A 17868-nucleotide genomic window follows, 5' to 3' on the forward strand; every position below is an offset into this window, starting at 1 on the left:
GCCCTAAAAAATTACCTTTGCAAAGAACGTTTTTTTACAAACCCTGAAACACATGAAAACTGCCTTATACACGTTAATTCTACTGCTTTTACCCCTGGGCATGAACGCTCAGAAGGGGATTGCAAAAGTTGAACAAGATCCTGATATCACCAAGCTTTTGGAGATCTACAAAAAGATGAATTCCAAGACCGAATATTTCACCATTCAGATAGGTTTCGGGTCCTATGCCGAAGCGACAAATCTCAAGGATGATGCCTCGGTGGATTTTCCTCAGTACGGGGCCAGAATTATCTTTGACTCCCCTACCTACAGGGTGCATTTGGGAAGATTCGCAAACAGGTTGGATGTGGAGCGGACTTTCGCGGAGGTGAGGAAAAAATATCCGCAATCTATCATCCTCCGGCCTCAAACAGGAAACTGAATCCTTAATCCAATAGAATAAAAAAACCTGCCGCTCGGCAGGTTTTTTTTTCTTCTTTACTTTCCCTAGAGGGTCTTTTTCACAGCCACCTCCTGGAAGGCCTCCACGATGTCGTTTTCCTTGATATCGTTGTAATTCTTGATCTGCAGTCCGCAGTCGTATCCTTTGGAAACTTCCTTCACATCGTCCTTGAATCGCTTCAGGGAGGCGAGCTCTCCTGTGTAGATAACTACTCCATCCCTGATGAGCCTTACGTTGGAATTCCTGAAGATCTTTCCGCTGGTCACCATACAACCTGCGATCGTTCCCACTTTGGAAATCTTGAAGGTCTCCCGTATTTCCGCAGTTCCCGTGACTTCCTCTTTGATCTCCGGAGACAGCATTCCTTCCATGGCGTCCTTGAGATCGTTGATAGCGTCGTAGATGATGGAATAGATCCTGATATCGATCTCTTCCTTATCAGCGATATCACGGGCATTGCCCATCGGCCTTACATTAAATCCGATCACGATAGCGTCTGAGGCCGAAGCGAGGAGCACATCCGATTCGGTGATGGCTCCCACACCTTTGTGGATGATGTTGACCTGGATCTCATCGGTAGACAGTTTCTGGAAACTGTCTGTGAGAGCTTCCACAGAACCATCCACATCACCTTTGAGGATAATGTTCAGTTCCTTGAAGTCGCCAAGGGCGATCCTTCTTCCGATCTCATCCAACGTGATATGCCTTTGCGTCCTTACAGATTGTTCTCTGAGGAGCTGACTTCTCTTGGCGGCGATCTGTTTGGCTTCCCTCTCATCTTCGAGAACATTGAACTTATCCCCTGCCTGAGGCGCTCCATCTAATCCCAAAATGGAAATGGGGGTAGCCGGCCCGGCAACTTTAACGTTCTTGCCTCTCTCATCCTGCATGGCCTTGATCTTTCCGCTGTGCGTACCCGCGAGTACGTAATCCCCTATTTTCAGGGATCCCGCGAGTACCAGCACTGTAGAGACATAACCCCTTCCCTTGTCGAGGAAGGCTTCCACCACAGTTCCTGAGGCCAGCTTGTCCGGGTTCGACTTGAGTTCGAGCAATTCTGCCTCCAGCAAAACCTTCTCAAGCAATTCCTTTACACCTTCCCCTGTTTTGGCTGAGATGTCGTGCGATTGAATCTTACCTCCCCAATCTTCTACCAACAGGTTCATGGCAGCCAGCCCTTCCTTGATCTTGTCCGGATTGGCATTGGGTCGGTCTATTTTATTGATGGCGAATACGATCGGTACCCCGGCAGCCTGTGCATGGCTGATAGCTTCCTTGGTCTGAGGCATGATATCGTCGTCTGCCGCGATCACAATAATGGCAATGTCCGTTACCTGAGCACCCCTCGCCCTCATGGCGGTAAAGGCCTCGTGACCCGGAGTATCCAGGAAGGTGATCTTCTGCCCGTTGTCCAGTTTCACCCCATATGCACCAATGTGCTGGGTGATACCACCGCTTTCTCCTGCGATCACGTTCTCGTTTCGAATATAATCGAGCAGGGAGGTCTTACCGTGGTCTACGTGTCCCATAACTGTGACGATAGGGGCCCTTGGTTTGAGATCTTCCGGTGCATCCTCCACCTCTTCGATCGCCTCTTCGATATCCGCGGTGACAAATTCCACCTCATAACCAAATTCATCGGCAACGATAGAAAGCGTCTCCGCATCGAGGCGCTGGTTCATGGTAACCATGATCCCCAGCGACATACATGCGGAAATGATCTGGGTGGTTGGCACGTCCATCATAGTAGCCACTTCTCCGACGGTGACAAATTCTGTGACCTTGAGTACTTTGTTTTCAAGTTCCTGTTGTTCGAGGTCCTTTTCAGACTGTTGCCTGTGCATGTCCCTCTTGTCCCTTCGGTATTTGGCTCCTTTTCCTTTCTTGGATTTTCCCTGTAGTTTTTCCAGGGTCTCTCTTACCTGCTTTTGTACTTCTTCTTCCGTAGGCTCTACCTTGGCACCACCACCGGACCTGGAGCGTTTGTCGTCAAAACGTCCCCGGCCACCACCACGGGAACCGGAATCGCTAACGATGCGCTTTCGCCTCTTCTTGCGGTCTGACGGATCGGCCTTGGCCCCGGCTTCCTTCTTTTTCTTGGGCTTTTCGAATTTTGACAGGTCGATCTTATCGCCCATGATCTTGGGCCCTGAAAGTTTCTGGTACTTTGTCTCGATAGCCTCTGGCTTTTCTTCCTTGGGAGGTGCCTCAGCTTTTTTCTCTTTAGCTTTCTTGGATTCTTTTTTAGCCGCAGGTTTGGCTACAGCAGGTTTTTCTTTTTCAGGTTCTGCCGCGGCAGTTTCTTTAGCCTCTTCCTTCTCTGCCTTTTTCTCCCCGTCGAGGTCGATCTTACCGACCATCTTGGGACCAGACAATTCGGCCTTGGCCTTCACTACTTCGGAGGCAGCATTCCTCTTCTCCCGGGCAAGGCGCTTTTCCTCCTGTTCCTGCTCGAGTTGCAGTCTAATGGCCTCCTTCTCCTTGCGCTTCTCCTCCCCGACCTCTATGGAAGCAACTTTCTTGCTCATGTCGGTCTGGAATTCGTCCAGGAGAATCTGATGCACCTCCTCCGTTATCTTGGTGGTAGGACGCGCGTCAATCTTATGCCCTTTTGAGGCCAGAAAATCGACCGCCCTGTCCAGGGAGATGTTGAGTTCTCTCAGAACTTTGTTAAGCCTTATTGTTGAGTTGTTTGCCATAAAAACTGTTTACTCTCTTTTTATTTTGTGCTAATATATAGCTTAATCTTCAAACTCGGCCTTGAGGATACGCACCACGTCGAGGATGGTTTCCTCTTCCAGGTCTGTTCTCTTGACCAGGTCTTCCACGTCCTGTTCAAGCACACTTCGCGCTGTATCCAGGCCTATTTTCTTCAATTCCTCTATGATCCAGCCTTCGATCTCATCTGAGAATTCTGTCAGTTCCACATCTTCCTCAACCCCTTCCCTGAAGACGTCGATCTCATATCCGGTAAGCTGCCCTGCCAGTCTGATATTGTGTCCGCCCCTACCGATGGCTTTTGAAACCTCTTCGGGTTTGAGGTAGACCTGGGCGGTCATATTCTCATCATTCAGTTTTACGGAAGTGACCCTAGCCGGACTCAAAGCCCGGGTGACCATCAGCTGGGGATTGTTGGTCCAGTTTATCACATCTATATTCTCATTGCCGAGTTCCCTTACGATCCCATGAATACGAGATCCTTTCATTCCGACACAGGCCCCTACCGGGTCGATGCGGTCATCATAGGAATCCACTGCTACCTTGGCTTTCTCCCCTGGGATGCGCACTGCCTTTTTGATCGTGATCAGACCATCGAACACTTCTGGGATCTCCTGGAAGAAGAGTTGCTCCAGGAAGATCGGTGAGGTGCGGGACATGATGATCATGGGCTTGTTCCCCTTCAGCTCCACGCTTTCGATGATCCCCCTCACATTGTCTCCCTTGCGGAAGAAATCGGATGGGATCTGTTTGTCTTTGGGAAGGATGATCTCGTTCCCCTCGTCATCGAGCAGGATGATCGCCTTGTGCCTGATATGGTGTACCTCAGCAGTGTAGATCTCCCCTTCGAGATCCTTGAACTGCTTGTAAATGGTCGTATTGTCGTGTTCGTGTATTTTGGAGATCAGGTTTTGTCGCAAGGCAAGAATAGCTCTCCTACCGAGGTCGATCAGTTTCACCTCTTCGGAAACGTCCTCCCCCACTTCAAAGTCGGGCTCGATCTTTCTAGCCTCAGACAGAGAGATCTGCTCATTGGGTTCCTCTACCTCTCCATCCGGAACTACCACACGGTTTCTCCAGATCTCAAGGTCTCCCTTATCCGGATTGATGATAATGTCAAAATTGTCATCCGATCCAAACTTTTTCTTCAGGGCATTTCGGAAGACGTCCTCCAAAATGGCCATCAGGGTTACCCGGTCGATGAATTTATCATCCTTGAATTCCGAGAACGATTCGATCAATGCGATATTTTCCATGCTGATCCTAATTAAAATTTAAGTACTACGTTCGCTTTTACAATATCCGTGAAAGGAACTTCTGCCGATTTCAATACGGTGGTCTTTCCCTTTCCAACGGGTTTGGGTTCCCTTGCTTTCCACTCCAGTTTTATCCCTTCTGCAGAAGCGGAGACCAGGGTTCCCGTTATGGTTGTTTCGGAGGTTTTCACCTCCAGTTTTCTCCCGATGTTCTTTGTGTACTGCCTGGGCATCTCCAGGGGTTCCGTAGCCCCGGGGGAGGTCACTTCCAGGGAAAAATCAGTCGATTCCCTGTCCAGATTGTGCTCTATCGCCCTGCTCACCTTCATACAGTCTTCCAGTGTCACTCCCTCATCCCCATCGATCACTACTTTAATATGCTGTGACGGACTCACCGAAAAATCGATCAGAAAAAGCGATGGATTCTCCAGTAAAATCTGGTCCAGCCTGCTTTTTACCTCTTCCTTCAACATAAATATGAGTAACAAAAGAGGGGACTTAACGGTCCCCTCATGAATACTTTACTATCCTTTCAGTGGCGCAAAGATACACAATTTTTCTTAATCGCGTTCGACTCACGCACATACAATTTCCAGAAGTTCGGAAGATTACCTATTTCCATCCTGTATGGAATAAGTCGTACATTTAACTCGTACAAATCAACCTGACCCCATGGATGTATTCTCTTCCTACAACATCATCATCGAGGCATCGGTAATCCTCATTCTCTCTTTTATCTTTAACGGTATTTCCAAAAGGACGAATATCCCCTCTGTACTCTTGCTGATCTTCCTGGGGGTGATCCTGCAGTTCGTGCTCTCCTACCTCTCCTCAGACGAGGTCGATTTCTTCCCGGCCCTGGAAGTTCTGGGTATTATCGGACTGATCATGATCGTGCTGGAGGCGGCCCTGGAACTGGAGCTGAAAAAGGATAAACTCGTACCTATACTCAAGTCGCTCGCAGTGGCCCTGGTGGGCCTGTTGGGCTCGGCCTACCTGGCAGCTATGATCCTGTATCAATTTGTGCCTGAGATGAGTATGCAGTCGGCCTGGCTGTACGCCACGCCCCTGTCTATCCTTTCCAGCGCCATCATCATCCCCAGTGTAAGTGGCCTTGATCCCTCCAAAAAAGAATTCCATATCTACGAGAGCACCTTCTCCGACATCATGGGGATCATGATGTTCTATTTCCTGGTAGGCGAGCTGAACCCGGCTTCCCAGGGAGGGGCCGGTGGGTTTGCATTGAATATCATCCTGACCATCGTGATCTCCGTGATGGCCAGTTATGCCATCATCCTGATCTTCCAGGAGATCAAGAGCCAGGCTAAACTCTTCCTCCTGATCGCCGTGCTTTTGTTACTATATGCCATAGGGAAGCAACTACACCTTTCGTCCCTGCTCATCATCCTGATCTTTGGACTGATCATAGCCAATATGAAGCTTTTCTTCAGAGGGAAGCTCGCCAACTTCCTGGACTACGAAAAAGCGCACAGGATCTACCACGAACTCCATATCGTTACCCTGGAGACCGCCTTTGTGGTCCGCACCTTTTTCTTTGTGATCTTCGGACTGACAATCGCTATCGCCTCCCTCTTTAGTTTTAGCGTCGCCCTGGTAAGCCTGCTTATTATCATCTCAATCTACCTCGTGCGCTTTGTGCTGCTCAGGACCTTTTATGGGAGTGATATCCTTCCCCAGCTATTTATAGCCCCCAGGGGACTCATCACTGTACTCCTCTTCTACGCCATCCCGGCAGAAGCTCAGGTGACCACCTTTGAGCCCGGAATTCTCCTTTTTGTAATTATCGGTTCAAGCCTGGTCATGACATGGGCGATGATCCGGGACAAGAAAAAGACCAGGACCCTGCTCGATCTGGCAGAAAAAGAGGAATTGTCAGGAACGCAGGAAGCCAGCGGGAGATCCACTCATGAAATTGCCGAGAGTGAAGATCCCTTTCCCGAAGAAGACCCTGAAAATCTCTAGGACTTTAAAGAAAAAGGCCCCTTTACAGGAGCCTTTCATTATTAGAGATATTTGTTGAGGTGTTCTAATTCACCCCTATGGTATCTGCATTTCCATCAGGATCCCCATTGACATTTCCACCGTTTCCTATATTACCCAAAAGCAATATGCCGGCCGCGTGGGGAGAGGCCATGGAAGTACCGCTGATGGTATTGTATCCCCCGCCTTTCCAGGTCGATTTGATCGCCACTCCTGGCTCACAATAATCGACCGGAGGATTGCCGTAATTAGAAAATGATGCCCAATTGTCACCCTGAGACATGGCCGAGATGGTATAGATATTCGGACCATTGGCAGAGGCAGGAGATTTAGTAGCTGCATTCGTGCTTTCGTTCCCTGCCGCGAGCGCAAATTTTACTCCAGTTCCTGCCGCGGCGATCACCGCATCATTGACAGCCTGCGAAAAACCGCCCCCTAAGCTCATGTTGGCGACATCGCCGTTGCTGCCATTGGCGGCTACGTGGTCTATGCCGGCAATCACACCGGAGTAGGAACCGCTACCACGTGAGTCAAGTACTTTTACAGGAATAACTGTAGCTCCTGCGGCCACACCTATTACACCCACTTCGTTATCGATAGCTGCCACAGTACCTGCGACATGAGTTCCGTGACCGTTTCCGTCTGCAGAAAGATCAGAGTCCTTGCCCTTTGTAAAGGCATTGAAACCTCGATTCACATCTACGTTAAGATCTTCATGCCCGGAATCGATACCTGAGTCAATGATCCAGGCAACTCCATTTCCGGTATAGGTAGCTCCGCCATTGACACGGGAAATCCCCCATGGGATCTCTTCGGCGGCAGAACCGCCTCCTCCACCGCCGCCGGGACCTTTTCCGGGAGGTGGGGCCAGGGTGAACATCTGGTCTCTCTCTACATAAGCAACACGTTCATCCGCCTCGAGTTCTGCCGCCTTTTCTTCGCTCATCTTGACAGAGACTCCGGTCAGAGCTTTGCTGAATACATGGCCGATGGCGTCTTCCTTCAGCTCCATACTACCCAAGATCTTGGTAGCCATCTCCCTGACGGCATTGTTGGCTGCTTTGTGATCATTGCCGAACCGGGCACCGACATCCCCTGTGACCTTGCGATCGAAAACCACGATATAAGAACCTTCGATGACATAACTCCCCTGATTAAATACAGCGGGTTCTTCCATTTGCTCCAGGACATTCTGAAGTTCGAGGTTCTCTTCCTGATTGAATGTATCGTCCGAACAGGAGAACAATACGATACCTGCGCCGGCCAGAACAGCCATACGCTTAAACATTGATTGCTTCATAAATAGAATGATTATGTTGTTAATGGCAGGAATTTAAGAAAATTTTAAGAATTTCAAAGAAAAGATATAAGATTTACTCTCCCTGTTTAAGGGGTGTCCGGTGTACATTGAACTAAATGGTTACAGGAAGGCTCTTGAGAAGATCTAAAATAAAAAACCCCGGAGAATTTCCGGGGTTTTGTTGGCCTACTAGGACTCGAACCTAGAATGACTGAACCAAAATCAGTAGTGTTGCCAATTACACCATAGGCCAATGCCTCTTAAGAGCGTGCAAATTTAAGACAAAGTTTTGTTTGCACAAATAAATTTAAGGACAATCCACACGGGGATCTGCCAATATCATAATGATGTTAAACCTTGGGAAATATTGATCCCGATAAATTTTTTAATTAGTAATTTCGCCTCTGTTGGTAAAAGGAAGACCTGATGGTATCAAAAAACTTCGCTAAATGGGACTCTCTGACCGGTTGGGGGGTCTTTTTTATATCCCTGATCGTTTATGGCCTCACCGTGGAACCTACCGGTAGCTGGTGGGATGCGGGAGAATACATCACTACATCGGCCAAACTTCAGGTGGCGCATCCACCAGGAGCACCCCTTTTTCAAATGATAGGTGCCTTTTTTGCCATGTTTGCCATGGAGCCTGAGCAGGTGGCCAGGATGGTGAACTATATGTCTGCTGTGTCCAGTGCTTTCACCATCCTTTTTATGTTCTGGACCATTACCAACCTCACCCGCAAACTCATTGCCGGGTCCGGGGCGCTCAGCAATCCCCAGGCCATCGCCATCCTCGGGAGTGGTTTGGTAGGCTCACTGGCCCTGACTTTCTCAGACAGCTTCTGGTTCAATGCTGTGGAGACCGAGGTGTACGCCATGGCGAGCCTGATCATGGCCCTGTTGCTCTGGCTGGGGCTGAAATGGACAGACAACCTTGATCATCCCAGGGGCAACAAATACCTTATCTTGATCTCTTTTGTGGTCGGACTCACCTTCGGGATTCAGTTTATGGGCTTCCTCGCCATCCCTTCCATTGGCCTGCTCTATTACTTTAAAAAATACAAACAAACCACCGTCAAGAATTTCCTGCTCGCCAATATCACGGTGGTAGCTGTACTAATGCTGGTATATAAATTTTCCCTGACCTATGTGCTCAAGCTTTTCGGGTGGAGTGAGGTCTTCTTTATCAATAGCATAGGCCTGCCCTTTAATTCAGGGACCATCATCATGGGTCTTATCTTTGTCGGTGTTTTCTATTACGCCCTGAGGTACACCCGTAAAAACAACTACGTAACAGCCAATACCCTCGTCCTCTGTGCGATGTTCCTCTTCCTGGGCTTCTCTTCCTGGCTGATGCTGCCCATAAGGGCCAACGCCAACGTGGTGATCAACGAGAACAACCCATCGGATGCCAGGTCCCTCCTCGCCTATTACAACAGGGAACAGTATCCCGGGGTAGACAGCCCTTTTTACGGTACCTATTACTCCGATGCCTTTGCCAAACCCGGACCTGACAAGGACGATAAACCCAAATACGAGAAAGACGAAGCCCTTGGCAAATACATTATCGTCAACAAATATGAAGATGCCATACAGGGGCCTAACCCTGATCACCAGGGTGTTTTACCCAGGATGTGGAGCGACCAGCATGCGGAGAACTATATGAAGTTCTTTGGCCCCCTCGATTTCAGGATGACCACCAGCAATGAGGAATTGCAGAGGGCGGTCAACCAGATCAAAACAGGCTATGCCAACGGGGAGATAGACGAAGGGCAGTACATCAGTTTCCTCCGGCAGTTCAGCGAATACCTTGAAGTACAACCCCCAAGTTTGTGGGACAACATCAATTATATGTTTCAATTCCAGTTCGGCTACATGTACTGGAGGTACTTTATGTGGAATTTTGTCGGAAAGCAGGACGATGTACAGGGCCGTTACAACGGGAACGGAGAATGGCTGAGCGGGATTGGCTTTATCGACAGCCTTCGCCTGGGGAGCCAGGAGAACCTGCCCAAAGATGTGCTGGAAAACAAAGGGAGGAACACCTACTTTTTCCTGCCGTTACTCCTGGGGATCATTGGCCTGGTCTTCCAGGTATCCCGAAACCCTAAGCAATTCTGGGTGCTCTTTGTCTTCTTTATCTTTACGGGGCTCGCCATACAATTCTATACAAACCCATATATCTTTCAACCGAGGGAAAGGGATTATTCCCTGGTCGGATCTTTCTACATCTTCGCCATCTGGATAGGGATTGGGGTCTATGGCCTGTATGAGGAATTCAGCAAACTCCTTACCCCGAAAATATGGGCACCGGTGATCACCGCGGTTTGCCTTCTGGCTGTTCCGGTGGTGATGGCTTATCAGAACTGGGACGACCATGACCGCTCGGGCCGATACACGGCGAGGGCAGCGGCAAAAGCCTACCTGGATTCCTGCCAGGAAGATGCCGGGGCCATGCTGTTCACCATAGGAGACAATGACACCTTCCCGCTCTGGTATGTGCAGGAGGTGGAAGGGCACCGAACCGATGTCAGGGTGATCTGTACAAGCCTTTTTGCGACAGACTGGTACGTAGACCAGATGAAGCGAAAAGCCTACAAGAGTGACCCCATCCCCTCTCAACTCACCCACGACCTGTACCGATACGGTAACAGGGATGTGATCTATTACCAGGGGATCACGGAAAAGCGATGGGACATCAAAGACTTCATGAATTGGGTAGGCAGCAACAACCCCCAGACCAAACTGGGATCACTTCTCGAAAAGCAGGGGGCTGATACCAGCGGATACTCCGAAAGCACTCTTGACCTGGTCTACTATCCCACCAACAAGATCCGGATCCCGGTCAACAAGAAAAACGTGCTGGAATCCGGACTGGTCAAAGAAAAGGATTCTGCCCTGATCGTGGATTATATCGATATTGACCTGCCTCAGGCCCTGCCGAAAAACCGCATCATGATGTTAGACATTATGGCGAATAACGACTGGAAGCGGCCTATCTATTTCTCAGGGGGAAGTTTTGACAAGGCAGAATACATCTGGATGAAAGACTACCTGCAGCTGGAGGGGATGGCCTACAAACTGGTGCCCATCAAGACAAAGAATCCCAGTTCCTATGAGATGGGTCGCATCGATACCGAGATCATGTACAATATCGTCAAAGGCTGGGAATGGGGAAATTCGGGTAGTCCGGATATCTATCACGACCCTCAGACCCGTACTCAGGGGCTCTCATTCAGGAGCAACCTGGCCAGGCTGGTTGAGGCCCTCATCGATGAGAATGAGATCGACAAAGCCAGGGAGATCATCGACCTGACCATGGAAAACCTGCCGGTGGACTATTACGGCTTCTACACTTTTGTGGAACCTTTCCTCGACGGGTATTACAAAGTGGGGGAGACCACCAAGGCAAGGGCCCTTTACGAGCAGCTCAAAGAGATCTACCAAAGCAGGTTGAATTACTACGCGGGCACCCCCCTGGACGAGCAGTATGACAATCTCGAGGATATCATCGGGGACATGGAGGGATATCGAAGGATCATCGATATCCTGATCGAGAATGACGACAGGGAAATGGCGGAGAAGGAAACCTCTGTATTCAATGACCAGATCGATCAGTTCAGCCATTTCTACCAGGACGACCTCCTTGAGGAACTTCCGGAAGAAGACATGGACACCCCTGGCATCATAGATACGCTTCCCGCATCAGATACCATCAATGCCGATGCGACACAGGTGGAAGAAATTGAGGTTCCTGAAAATTAGATAGCTCCGGAAGATTTTCCCGGGTGAAATAAATGGAAAATTCAGATTAGATGTATTCGTTGAGAATACCGATCAAAGTATTGGCATCCTGCTCCCCACTCTGCCGCCAGACCATTTCCCCTTTTTTGTAGATCATTAAGGTAGGCAGGCCTTTAACTCTAAGTGCCTGGGACAATTCCTTGTTCTTGTCCACATCGATCTTGATCACCTTGCCCTTGTCACCGAGAGCTGCAGCAACATCCCTCAATACGGGGTGCATGGCCGTTGATTGCTCATTCCATTCTGCGTAGAAATCGAGTAGAACCGGCACATTGAGATCTATCAGTTCACCGAATTTAGACATAGGTATTGAGTTGGGTTACGATCCAAATGTAGTAAAAATTGTTAAACACCACGGAAATCAAAGGCTTACACGGTATTCTTTAACGTATTTTTTACACAATTCCCTTCTTCTTGAGACGGATCACCGTGATCTCGGGCCAGATCCCTACCCGACCCGGATAGCCGAGAAAGCCGAACCCCCTGTTCACATTGATGTATTGCCCCAATTCCTCATAGATCCCGGCCCAGTATTTATAGCGCCATTTAACTGGGCTCCATTTTACCCATCCCGGGATCTCAATCCCGAATTGCATACCATGGGTATGTCCGCTCAGGGTGAGGTGATAATGGTACTCATCCTGTATCACCACATCCTCCCAATGGGAAGGGTCATGGCTCATCAGGATCTTGAAGTCATCTTTGTCGATCTGACTGACCGCTTTCTTCAGGTCGCCTGCTTTTTTAAAACCGCCCCGACCCCAATTCTCTACGCCCACGAGGGCGAGTTTGTCCTGGCCTTTTCGCAAGTACCGACTTTCATTCAGCAACAGGTCGAAGCCCATCTCCTTCTGCATATCCTTTAAGGCCTCGAGATTCTCCGCTTTGAGTTCAGGAGTATCCCACCGCACGTAATCCCCGTAATCGTGGTTACCCAGGATTGAGAATTTTCCATCCCTGGCCGTAAGGGTGGAAAAAAGATCTTTCCATGGAGCCATCTCCAGGGCCATGTTATTGACCATATCACCCGTAAAGAGAATCACATCGCTCTCCTGTTTATTGATCAGGTCGACGGCGTATTCAATCTTCTTCCTGTTGTCGAAACTCCCGCTGTGGATATCCGAGATCTGAGTGATCTGATAGTTGTGAAAACCATCCGGGAGGTCATCAAACTCCAGGTCGTATGTCAGGACCTGGAAATTGTATTTACCCCTGTACATTCCATAGAGCAATGCACTGAAGGGAATGGCAGCAATCCCCATGGCGATCATACTGAGAAAACGCCTCCGTGCGGGTAAACTGAACTCTGTGGAAGAACCGAACATCCGACCTAACCCGGCAGAGATCGTTCTGAATATGTCCTCTGAGAACAGGAAGATAATGGTTATGACCTCAAAGGTGAGCATGGCGATGAGGAAGCCGAAGGCATAGCTCTTTGGCCGATTCAGCACACTGCCATCACTCTCCCCGAAGGTGAATTGATAGATAAAATTTCCAAGGACCAGAAGCCCGAGAGCCATAAATGAGTAATAGACCCAAGGAAAGCGGGAAACCGTTTTGATCGCCTGAAGGGAGTAGAACCCCATGATGCAGTAAATGGCAATAAAAACAACCCAGCGAAGCATATTCCTTTTTTGCAAATATATTTTATTACGCAGCCATGAGGGATTCTTTTAGACTTAATTAACGCTTTCGATCACTTTTCTGAGGATTTCAGGATCCGTTTGTAGGACGTGATTCTCCGGCGGGAAGTTTGATGACCTCATAATTAATGGATGCGTTTTCGGCGTGTTGACAACCTGTCGGCTGGCGGAAAGATGCAGTGCTGCGAAGCCATTTTCCTCAAAAAGTGAAGCGTTCCGGGCATTGATCCCTCCTCCCGGCATCACAACACACCCGGATGAAAGGTTCAATAACTCCTGAAGGACTCCAATCCCTTTTTCGGCTGTTTGTGCCTGCCCGGAGGTAAGTAAGGTGTGCACCCCCAATTCCTGCAACCTGAGAAAGGTTCCGGCTGGGTCAGGTACCCAGTCGAATGCCCGGTGAAAGGTGAAGGACATGCCCTCACTGTGATGCAATAGTTCCGAGGTCCTTTCCCAATCCACTGTCATATCCCTTTCCAACACTCCAGCTACGATCCCATCAACACCCTGGGACCTGCAGCTCTCTATGTCCCGTAACATAATCGTGAACTCTTGTTCCGAATAGGTAAAGTCGCCGCTCCGGGGCCTGATCAGGACGTGCACCGGGATCTGAATAGCTTCCCTGACCGTGCTGATAAGGCCGATGGACGGGGTGATCCCTCCCAGTGAAAGTTCCGCACAAAGTTCTATCCGCTGTGCCCCTGCCTGTTGAGCAAGCAGGGCGGATTCCAGGGAGGTCACACAAACTTCTACGGTCATTATCCCTATCTTTAATCGCATAAATGTAATCAACGCAAACGGTATGGACAGAAGAAAGTTCATTAAAAACGGAGGCCTGGGCGGAGCAGCCCTTATGGGAGGTGCCTGGGCGTCTTCCTGTAAGGACGATCCACAGGAAATGGAGAATAAAACTAAATCCCTGTCAGCACCGATGGTAATCGCGACCTGGGATGTGCCAAACGCTACGGCAAAGGCCTATGAAGTTCTGGAGGGAGAAGGTTCTGCCCTGGATGCTGTGGAACAAGGCGTTATGGTGGAGGAGGCCGACGTGAACAACCAATCGGTCGGGAAAGGTGGAAGACCAGACCGGGACGGTCACGTGACCCTGGACGCCTGTATCATGGACAAGGACAGCCGATGTGGGGCCGTGGTGTATTTAAAGGACGTCGTTCATGCCGTATCCGTCGCAAGGAAAGTCATGGAGGAGACTCCTCATGTGCTTCTGGCCGGGGAAGGCGCCAGGAAATTTGCCCTGGAGATGGGATTTCCGGAGGAAAATCTGCTCACGGAAAAATCGCGTCAGGAATGGCTCGAATGGAAAAAAACCTCTAAGTACGAGCCCGTCATCAACATCGAGAACCACGATACCATCGGCATGCTGGCTATTGACTCAAACGGGGATATAGCAGGGGCCTGCACGACCAGCGGCATGGCTTACAAAATGGCCGGAAGGGTTGGCGATTCCCCTATTATCGGGGCGGGATTGTTTGTAGACAATGAAATAGGAGGCGCCACAGCCACAGGCATGGGAGAAGAGGTGGTGCGCACAGTGGGCAGCTTCCTGATCGTGGAGTTGATGAGGCAGGGCAAATCCCCCCAGGAAGCCTGTGAGGAAGGAGTACGGAGGATCATTGCTAAAAAGGAGAATTATCGTGACATACAGATCGGCTTTATCGCAGTCAATAAGGCGGGTGAGACAGGGGCCTATTGTATACATCCGGGCTTCTCCTACAGGAAATTCAGTGAGAGAGGACATGAAAATATTCCAGCCCCCAGTTATCTGCAAAGCTGACCCTTTAGTTTGGCGGATATTCTTCGTAGTTTTGGTACCCTTATAAAAAGCAGTTATGGCCGAACAAAAGCGACTTTTTTTACTGGATGCCTATGCCCTGATCTTCAGGGGCTATTACGCCCTGATCAAGAACCCCAGGATCAATTCAAAAGGGATGGATACGTCGGCCATCATGGGCTTTATGAATTCCCTTTTCGATGTGATCAAGAGGGAAAAACCGGACCATCTCGCTGTTTGCTTCGACAAGGACGGCAGCACAGAACGCACGGAGCTGTTCCCCGAGTACAAGGCTAACCGCGACGAGACCCCGGATGCCATCAGGATCGCCGTCCCTTATATTCAGAAGATCCTCAAGGCCATGCACATCCCCTGTGTGGAGATCTCGGGCCTGGAGGCCGATGACATCATTGGAACCCTGGCCAAACAGGCCGAACGGGAAGGCTATAAGGTCTTTATGGTCACCCCTGACAAGGATTTCGGTCAGCTGGTCTCAGAGAACATCTTTATGTACCGCCCGGCCCGGATGGGAAATGGGATTGAGATATGGGGCATCCCTGAGGTGCAAAAGCGGTTTGGAGTAGAACGACCCGAGCAGGTGATCGATTACCTGGGGATGATGGGAGATTCATCGGACAATATACCCGGCTTTCCCGGAGTGGGTGAAAAGACCGCCAAGAAATTCATCGCGGAATTCGGTTCCCTTGAGGGCTTGCTGGAAAATACGGACAAGCTCAAGGGCAAGATGAAGGAACGCATCATCGAGAACGCAGAACTGGGAAAGATATCAAAGCAACTGGCCACCATTTGCGTGACCTGCGATGTCACCTTTGATGCCGAGGACTACGAACTGTCAGCCCCCGACAATGAAAAAGTGCAGGCGATCTTCGAAGAACTGGAATTCAGAAGGCTGAGGGAGCAATTCATCAAGATATTTTCCGGAGAGACCGAAGGCACACCTACCATGGTCACCAATACAGAAACCGGGAAACAACAAGCCCAGGCAGCGGGAAGCGGGCAGTTCTCCCTTTTTGGCAACAAGGGGGAGGAACCCGCCACACTCGAAGTGGTTTCGAGCAGGAAGACCATTGAAGAAGTCCCCCATGTTTACCAGAGCGTACAGGGCGGTATGGCCCTGGATCTCTTTCTGAAAAACCTTATGAAACAGGAGAGGGTGTGCTTCGATACCGAGACCACTTCCCTGAACCCGATTGAAGCAGAATTGGTGGGGATCGCTTTTTCATGGGAAACCGGCAAGGGATTCTACCTGCCCTTTCCGGAGGCAAGAGGTGAAGCCGATGCGCTGATCGATAGGCTCAGGCCATTCTTTGCCTCCGAGGACATAGAGAAAGTAGGACAAAACCTGAAGTATGATATCAAGGTGCTTCGCAAATACGGGGTAGAGGTAAAAGGACCGCTTTTTGACACTATGCTGGCCCACTACCTGATCAATCCCGATATGAGGCACAATATGGACGTGCTCTCGGAGACCTACCTCAATTACACCCCGATCTCCATCAGTGAACTCATCGGGAAAAAAGGCAAGAACCAGCTGAGCATGCGAGAAGTACCCCTCGACAAGCAGACGGAGTACGCAGTAGAAGATGCAGACATCACCCTGCAGTTGGCTCAACATTTTGAAAAGGAATTGAAAGAGGCCGAAACCATGGACCTGTTCAGGGATATAGAGATACCCCTGCTCAGGGTCCTTGCAGATATGGAACTGGAGGGGATCAACCTCGACAAGGATTTTCTGAAGGGCTTGTCGACCCAACTCGACACCGATATCGCCTTCCTGGAAGAAAAGATCTACAAAGAAGCCGGAGAGACCTTCAATATAGGTTCGCCCAAGCAGTTGGGGGAGATACTCTTTGACAAGCTGAAACTGGTAGACAAACCCAAAAAGACCAAAACCGGGCAGTATTCCACGGCCGAAGATGTGCTGTCCTACCTGGCTAAAGACCACCAGATCATCAGGGATGTACTTGAGTACAGGGGACTTACCAAATTAAAGAGTACGTATGTGGATGCCCTGCCCACCCAGGTGGAGGAACGTACAGGACGGGTTCATACGGACTATATGCAAACCGTGGCAGCTACAGGACGTCTCAGCAGCAACAATCCCAATCTGCAAAACATCCCCATCAGGACCGAAAGGGGACGGGAGGTTCGCAAAGCCTTTATTCCAAGGGATAAGGACCACGTGTTGCTCGCGGCAGACTACTCCCAGATAGAATTGAGGATCATCGCAGCCCTGAGCGATGAGGACACCATGATAGAAGCTTTTAAGAACGGAGAGGATATCCACGCATCCACGGCTTCGAAGGTCTTTAACATACCCCTGAATGAGGTGACAAGGGAGCAGAGGGCCAATGCCAAAACCGTGAATTTCGGAATCATTTACGGGGTCTCGGCCTTTGGGTTGAGCAACCAGACAGACCTGAGCAGAACGGAGGCCAAGGAACTCATCGACACCTATTATAAGACCTACCCTAAATTGAGGAAATACATGGCCGACCAAGTCGATTTTGCCAGGGAGCACGGCTATGTACAGACGGTCCTTGGCAGGCGCCGGTACCTCAAGGACATCAATGGCAGCAATGCAGTGGTCAGGGGAGCTGCGGAGAGGAACGCTATCAATGCGCCTATTCAGGGAAGCGCCGCCGATATCATCAAGATCGCCATGATCGATATACATCGCAAACTGGAAGAAGGGAATTTCAAGACCAGGATGTTGTTACAGGTACATGACGAACTGGTCTTCGATGTGCATGAACCGGAGCTAGAGGAGGTCAGTACCCTAATAAAGAAATCCATGGAGTCTGCCTATGCCCTGAAAGTACCCCTCGATGTAGAGATCGGAGTAGGACACAATTGGCTCGAGGCCCACTGAGTCTAGCAATAAACCCTAAACAAGA

12 protein-coding genes and 1 tRNA gene are annotated in these 17868 nt (G+C 49.8%); 5 read left to right on the plus strand and 8 right to left on the minus strand.

Translation table 11 applies throughout. The features are described 5' to 3' along the window. The first annotated feature begins 52 nt into the window (after positions 1-52). Entirely contained in the window at positions 53-421 is a 369-nt protein-coding gene (locus IEV19_RS05975) for an SPOR domain-containing protein (protein WP_188369758.1), read from the plus strand. Positions 422-486: 65 nt separating this feature from the next. On the opposite strand, the gene infB is transcribed toward IEV19_RS05975, so the two are convergent. Genes infB through rimP form a run of 3 tightly spaced genes read right to left on the minus strand, consistent with a single transcriptional unit; the run spans position 487 to position 4889 of the window. Beyond that, entirely contained in the window at positions 487-3141 is a 2655-nt protein-coding gene (gene infB, locus IEV19_RS05980) for a translation initiation factor IF-2 (protein WP_188369759.1), read from the minus strand. 42 nt (positions 3142-3183) lie between these two features. Continuing rightward, on the minus strand, positions 3184-4416 hold the full coding sequence (nusA, locus tag IEV19_RS05985) for a transcription termination factor NusA (RefSeq protein ID WP_188369760.1): 1233 nt from the start codon (positions 4414-4416) through the stop codon (positions 3184-3186). 11 nt (positions 4417-4427) lie between these two features. Further along, the gene (rimP, locus tag IEV19_RS05990; RefSeq protein ID WP_188370741.1) at positions 4428-4889 is read right to left on the minus strand and encodes a ribosome assembly cofactor RimP; all 462 of its coding nucleotides are present in this window, start codon (positions 4887-4889) and stop codon (positions 4428-4430) included. 199 nt (positions 4890-5088) lie between these two features. Here rimP and IEV19_RS05995 point away from each other — a divergent pair, with 199 nt between their 5' ends. Next, positions 5089-6399: a cation:proton antiporter domain-containing protein gene (locus IEV19_RS05995; protein ID WP_188369761.1), complete on the plus strand. Its 1311-nt coding sequence runs from the start codon at positions 5089-5091 to the stop codon at positions 6397-6399. 64 nt (positions 6400-6463) lie between these two features. On the opposite strand, the gene IEV19_RS06000 is transcribed toward IEV19_RS05995, so the two are convergent. Together IEV19_RS06000 and IEV19_RS06005 are read right to left on the minus strand one after the other, a co-directional pair. Next, on the minus strand, positions 6464-7717 hold the full coding sequence (locus IEV19_RS06000) for a S8 family serine peptidase (RefSeq protein WP_188369762.1): 1254 nt from the start codon (positions 7715-7717) through the stop codon (positions 6464-6466). A 181-nt stretch (positions 7718-7898) separates the two neighbouring features. Further along, positions 7899-7970 (minus strand) — tRNA-Gln (locus IEV19_RS06005). 173 nt (positions 7971-8143) lie between these two features. Here IEV19_RS06005 and IEV19_RS06010 point away from each other — a divergent pair. Further along, positions 8144-11479 carry a glycosyltransferase family 117 protein gene (locus IEV19_RS06010; protein ID WP_188369763.1) on the plus strand — a complete coding sequence of 1112 codons (3336 nt, stop codon included), beginning with the start codon at positions 8144-8146 and terminating at the stop codon, positions 11477-11479. Positions 11480-11525: 46 nt separating this feature from the next. Here IEV19_RS06010 and IEV19_RS06015 read toward each other — a convergent pair whose 3' ends face one another. The 3 genes from IEV19_RS06015 to IEV19_RS06025 form a co-directional block, all read right to left on the minus strand. Continuing rightward, positions 11526-11822, minus strand: coding sequence for a thioredoxin family protein (locus tag IEV19_RS06015; RefSeq protein WP_163691579.1), 297 nt, complete (start codon positions 11820-11822; stop codon positions 11526-11528). A gap of 91 nt (positions 11823-11913) precedes the next feature. Then, entirely contained in the window at positions 11914-13143 is a 1230-nt protein-coding gene (locus tag IEV19_RS06020) for a metallophosphoesterase (protein WP_188369764.1), read from the minus strand. A gap of 54 nt (positions 13144-13197) precedes the next feature. Next, the gene (locus IEV19_RS06025; protein ID WP_188369765.1) at positions 13198-13920 is read right to left on the minus strand and encodes a copper homeostasis protein CutC; all 723 of its coding nucleotides are present in this window, start codon (positions 13918-13920) and stop codon (positions 13198-13200) included. Between the two features lie 43 nt (positions 13921-13963). Here IEV19_RS06025 and IEV19_RS06030 point away from each other — a divergent pair, with 43 nt between their 5' ends. Then, a complete protein-coding gene (locus IEV19_RS06030; RefSeq protein ID WP_188369766.1) occupies positions 13964-14953 on the plus strand; it encodes a glycosylasparaginase in 990 nt (329 codons plus the stop codon). Positions 14954-15008: 55 nt separating this feature from the next. Further along, positions 15009-17843, plus strand: a complete 2835-nt coding sequence (polA, locus tag IEV19_RS06035) for a DNA polymerase I (RefSeq protein ID WP_188369767.1) — start codon at positions 15009-15011, stop codon at positions 17841-17843. Positions 17844-17868: the final 25 nt, after the last annotated feature.

The sequence above is a fragment of the Muriicola marianensis genome (genome assembly GCF_014638095.1).
Lineage (GTDB): Bacteria > Bacteroidota > Bacteroidia > Flavobacteriales > Flavobacteriaceae > Muriicola > Muriicola marianensis.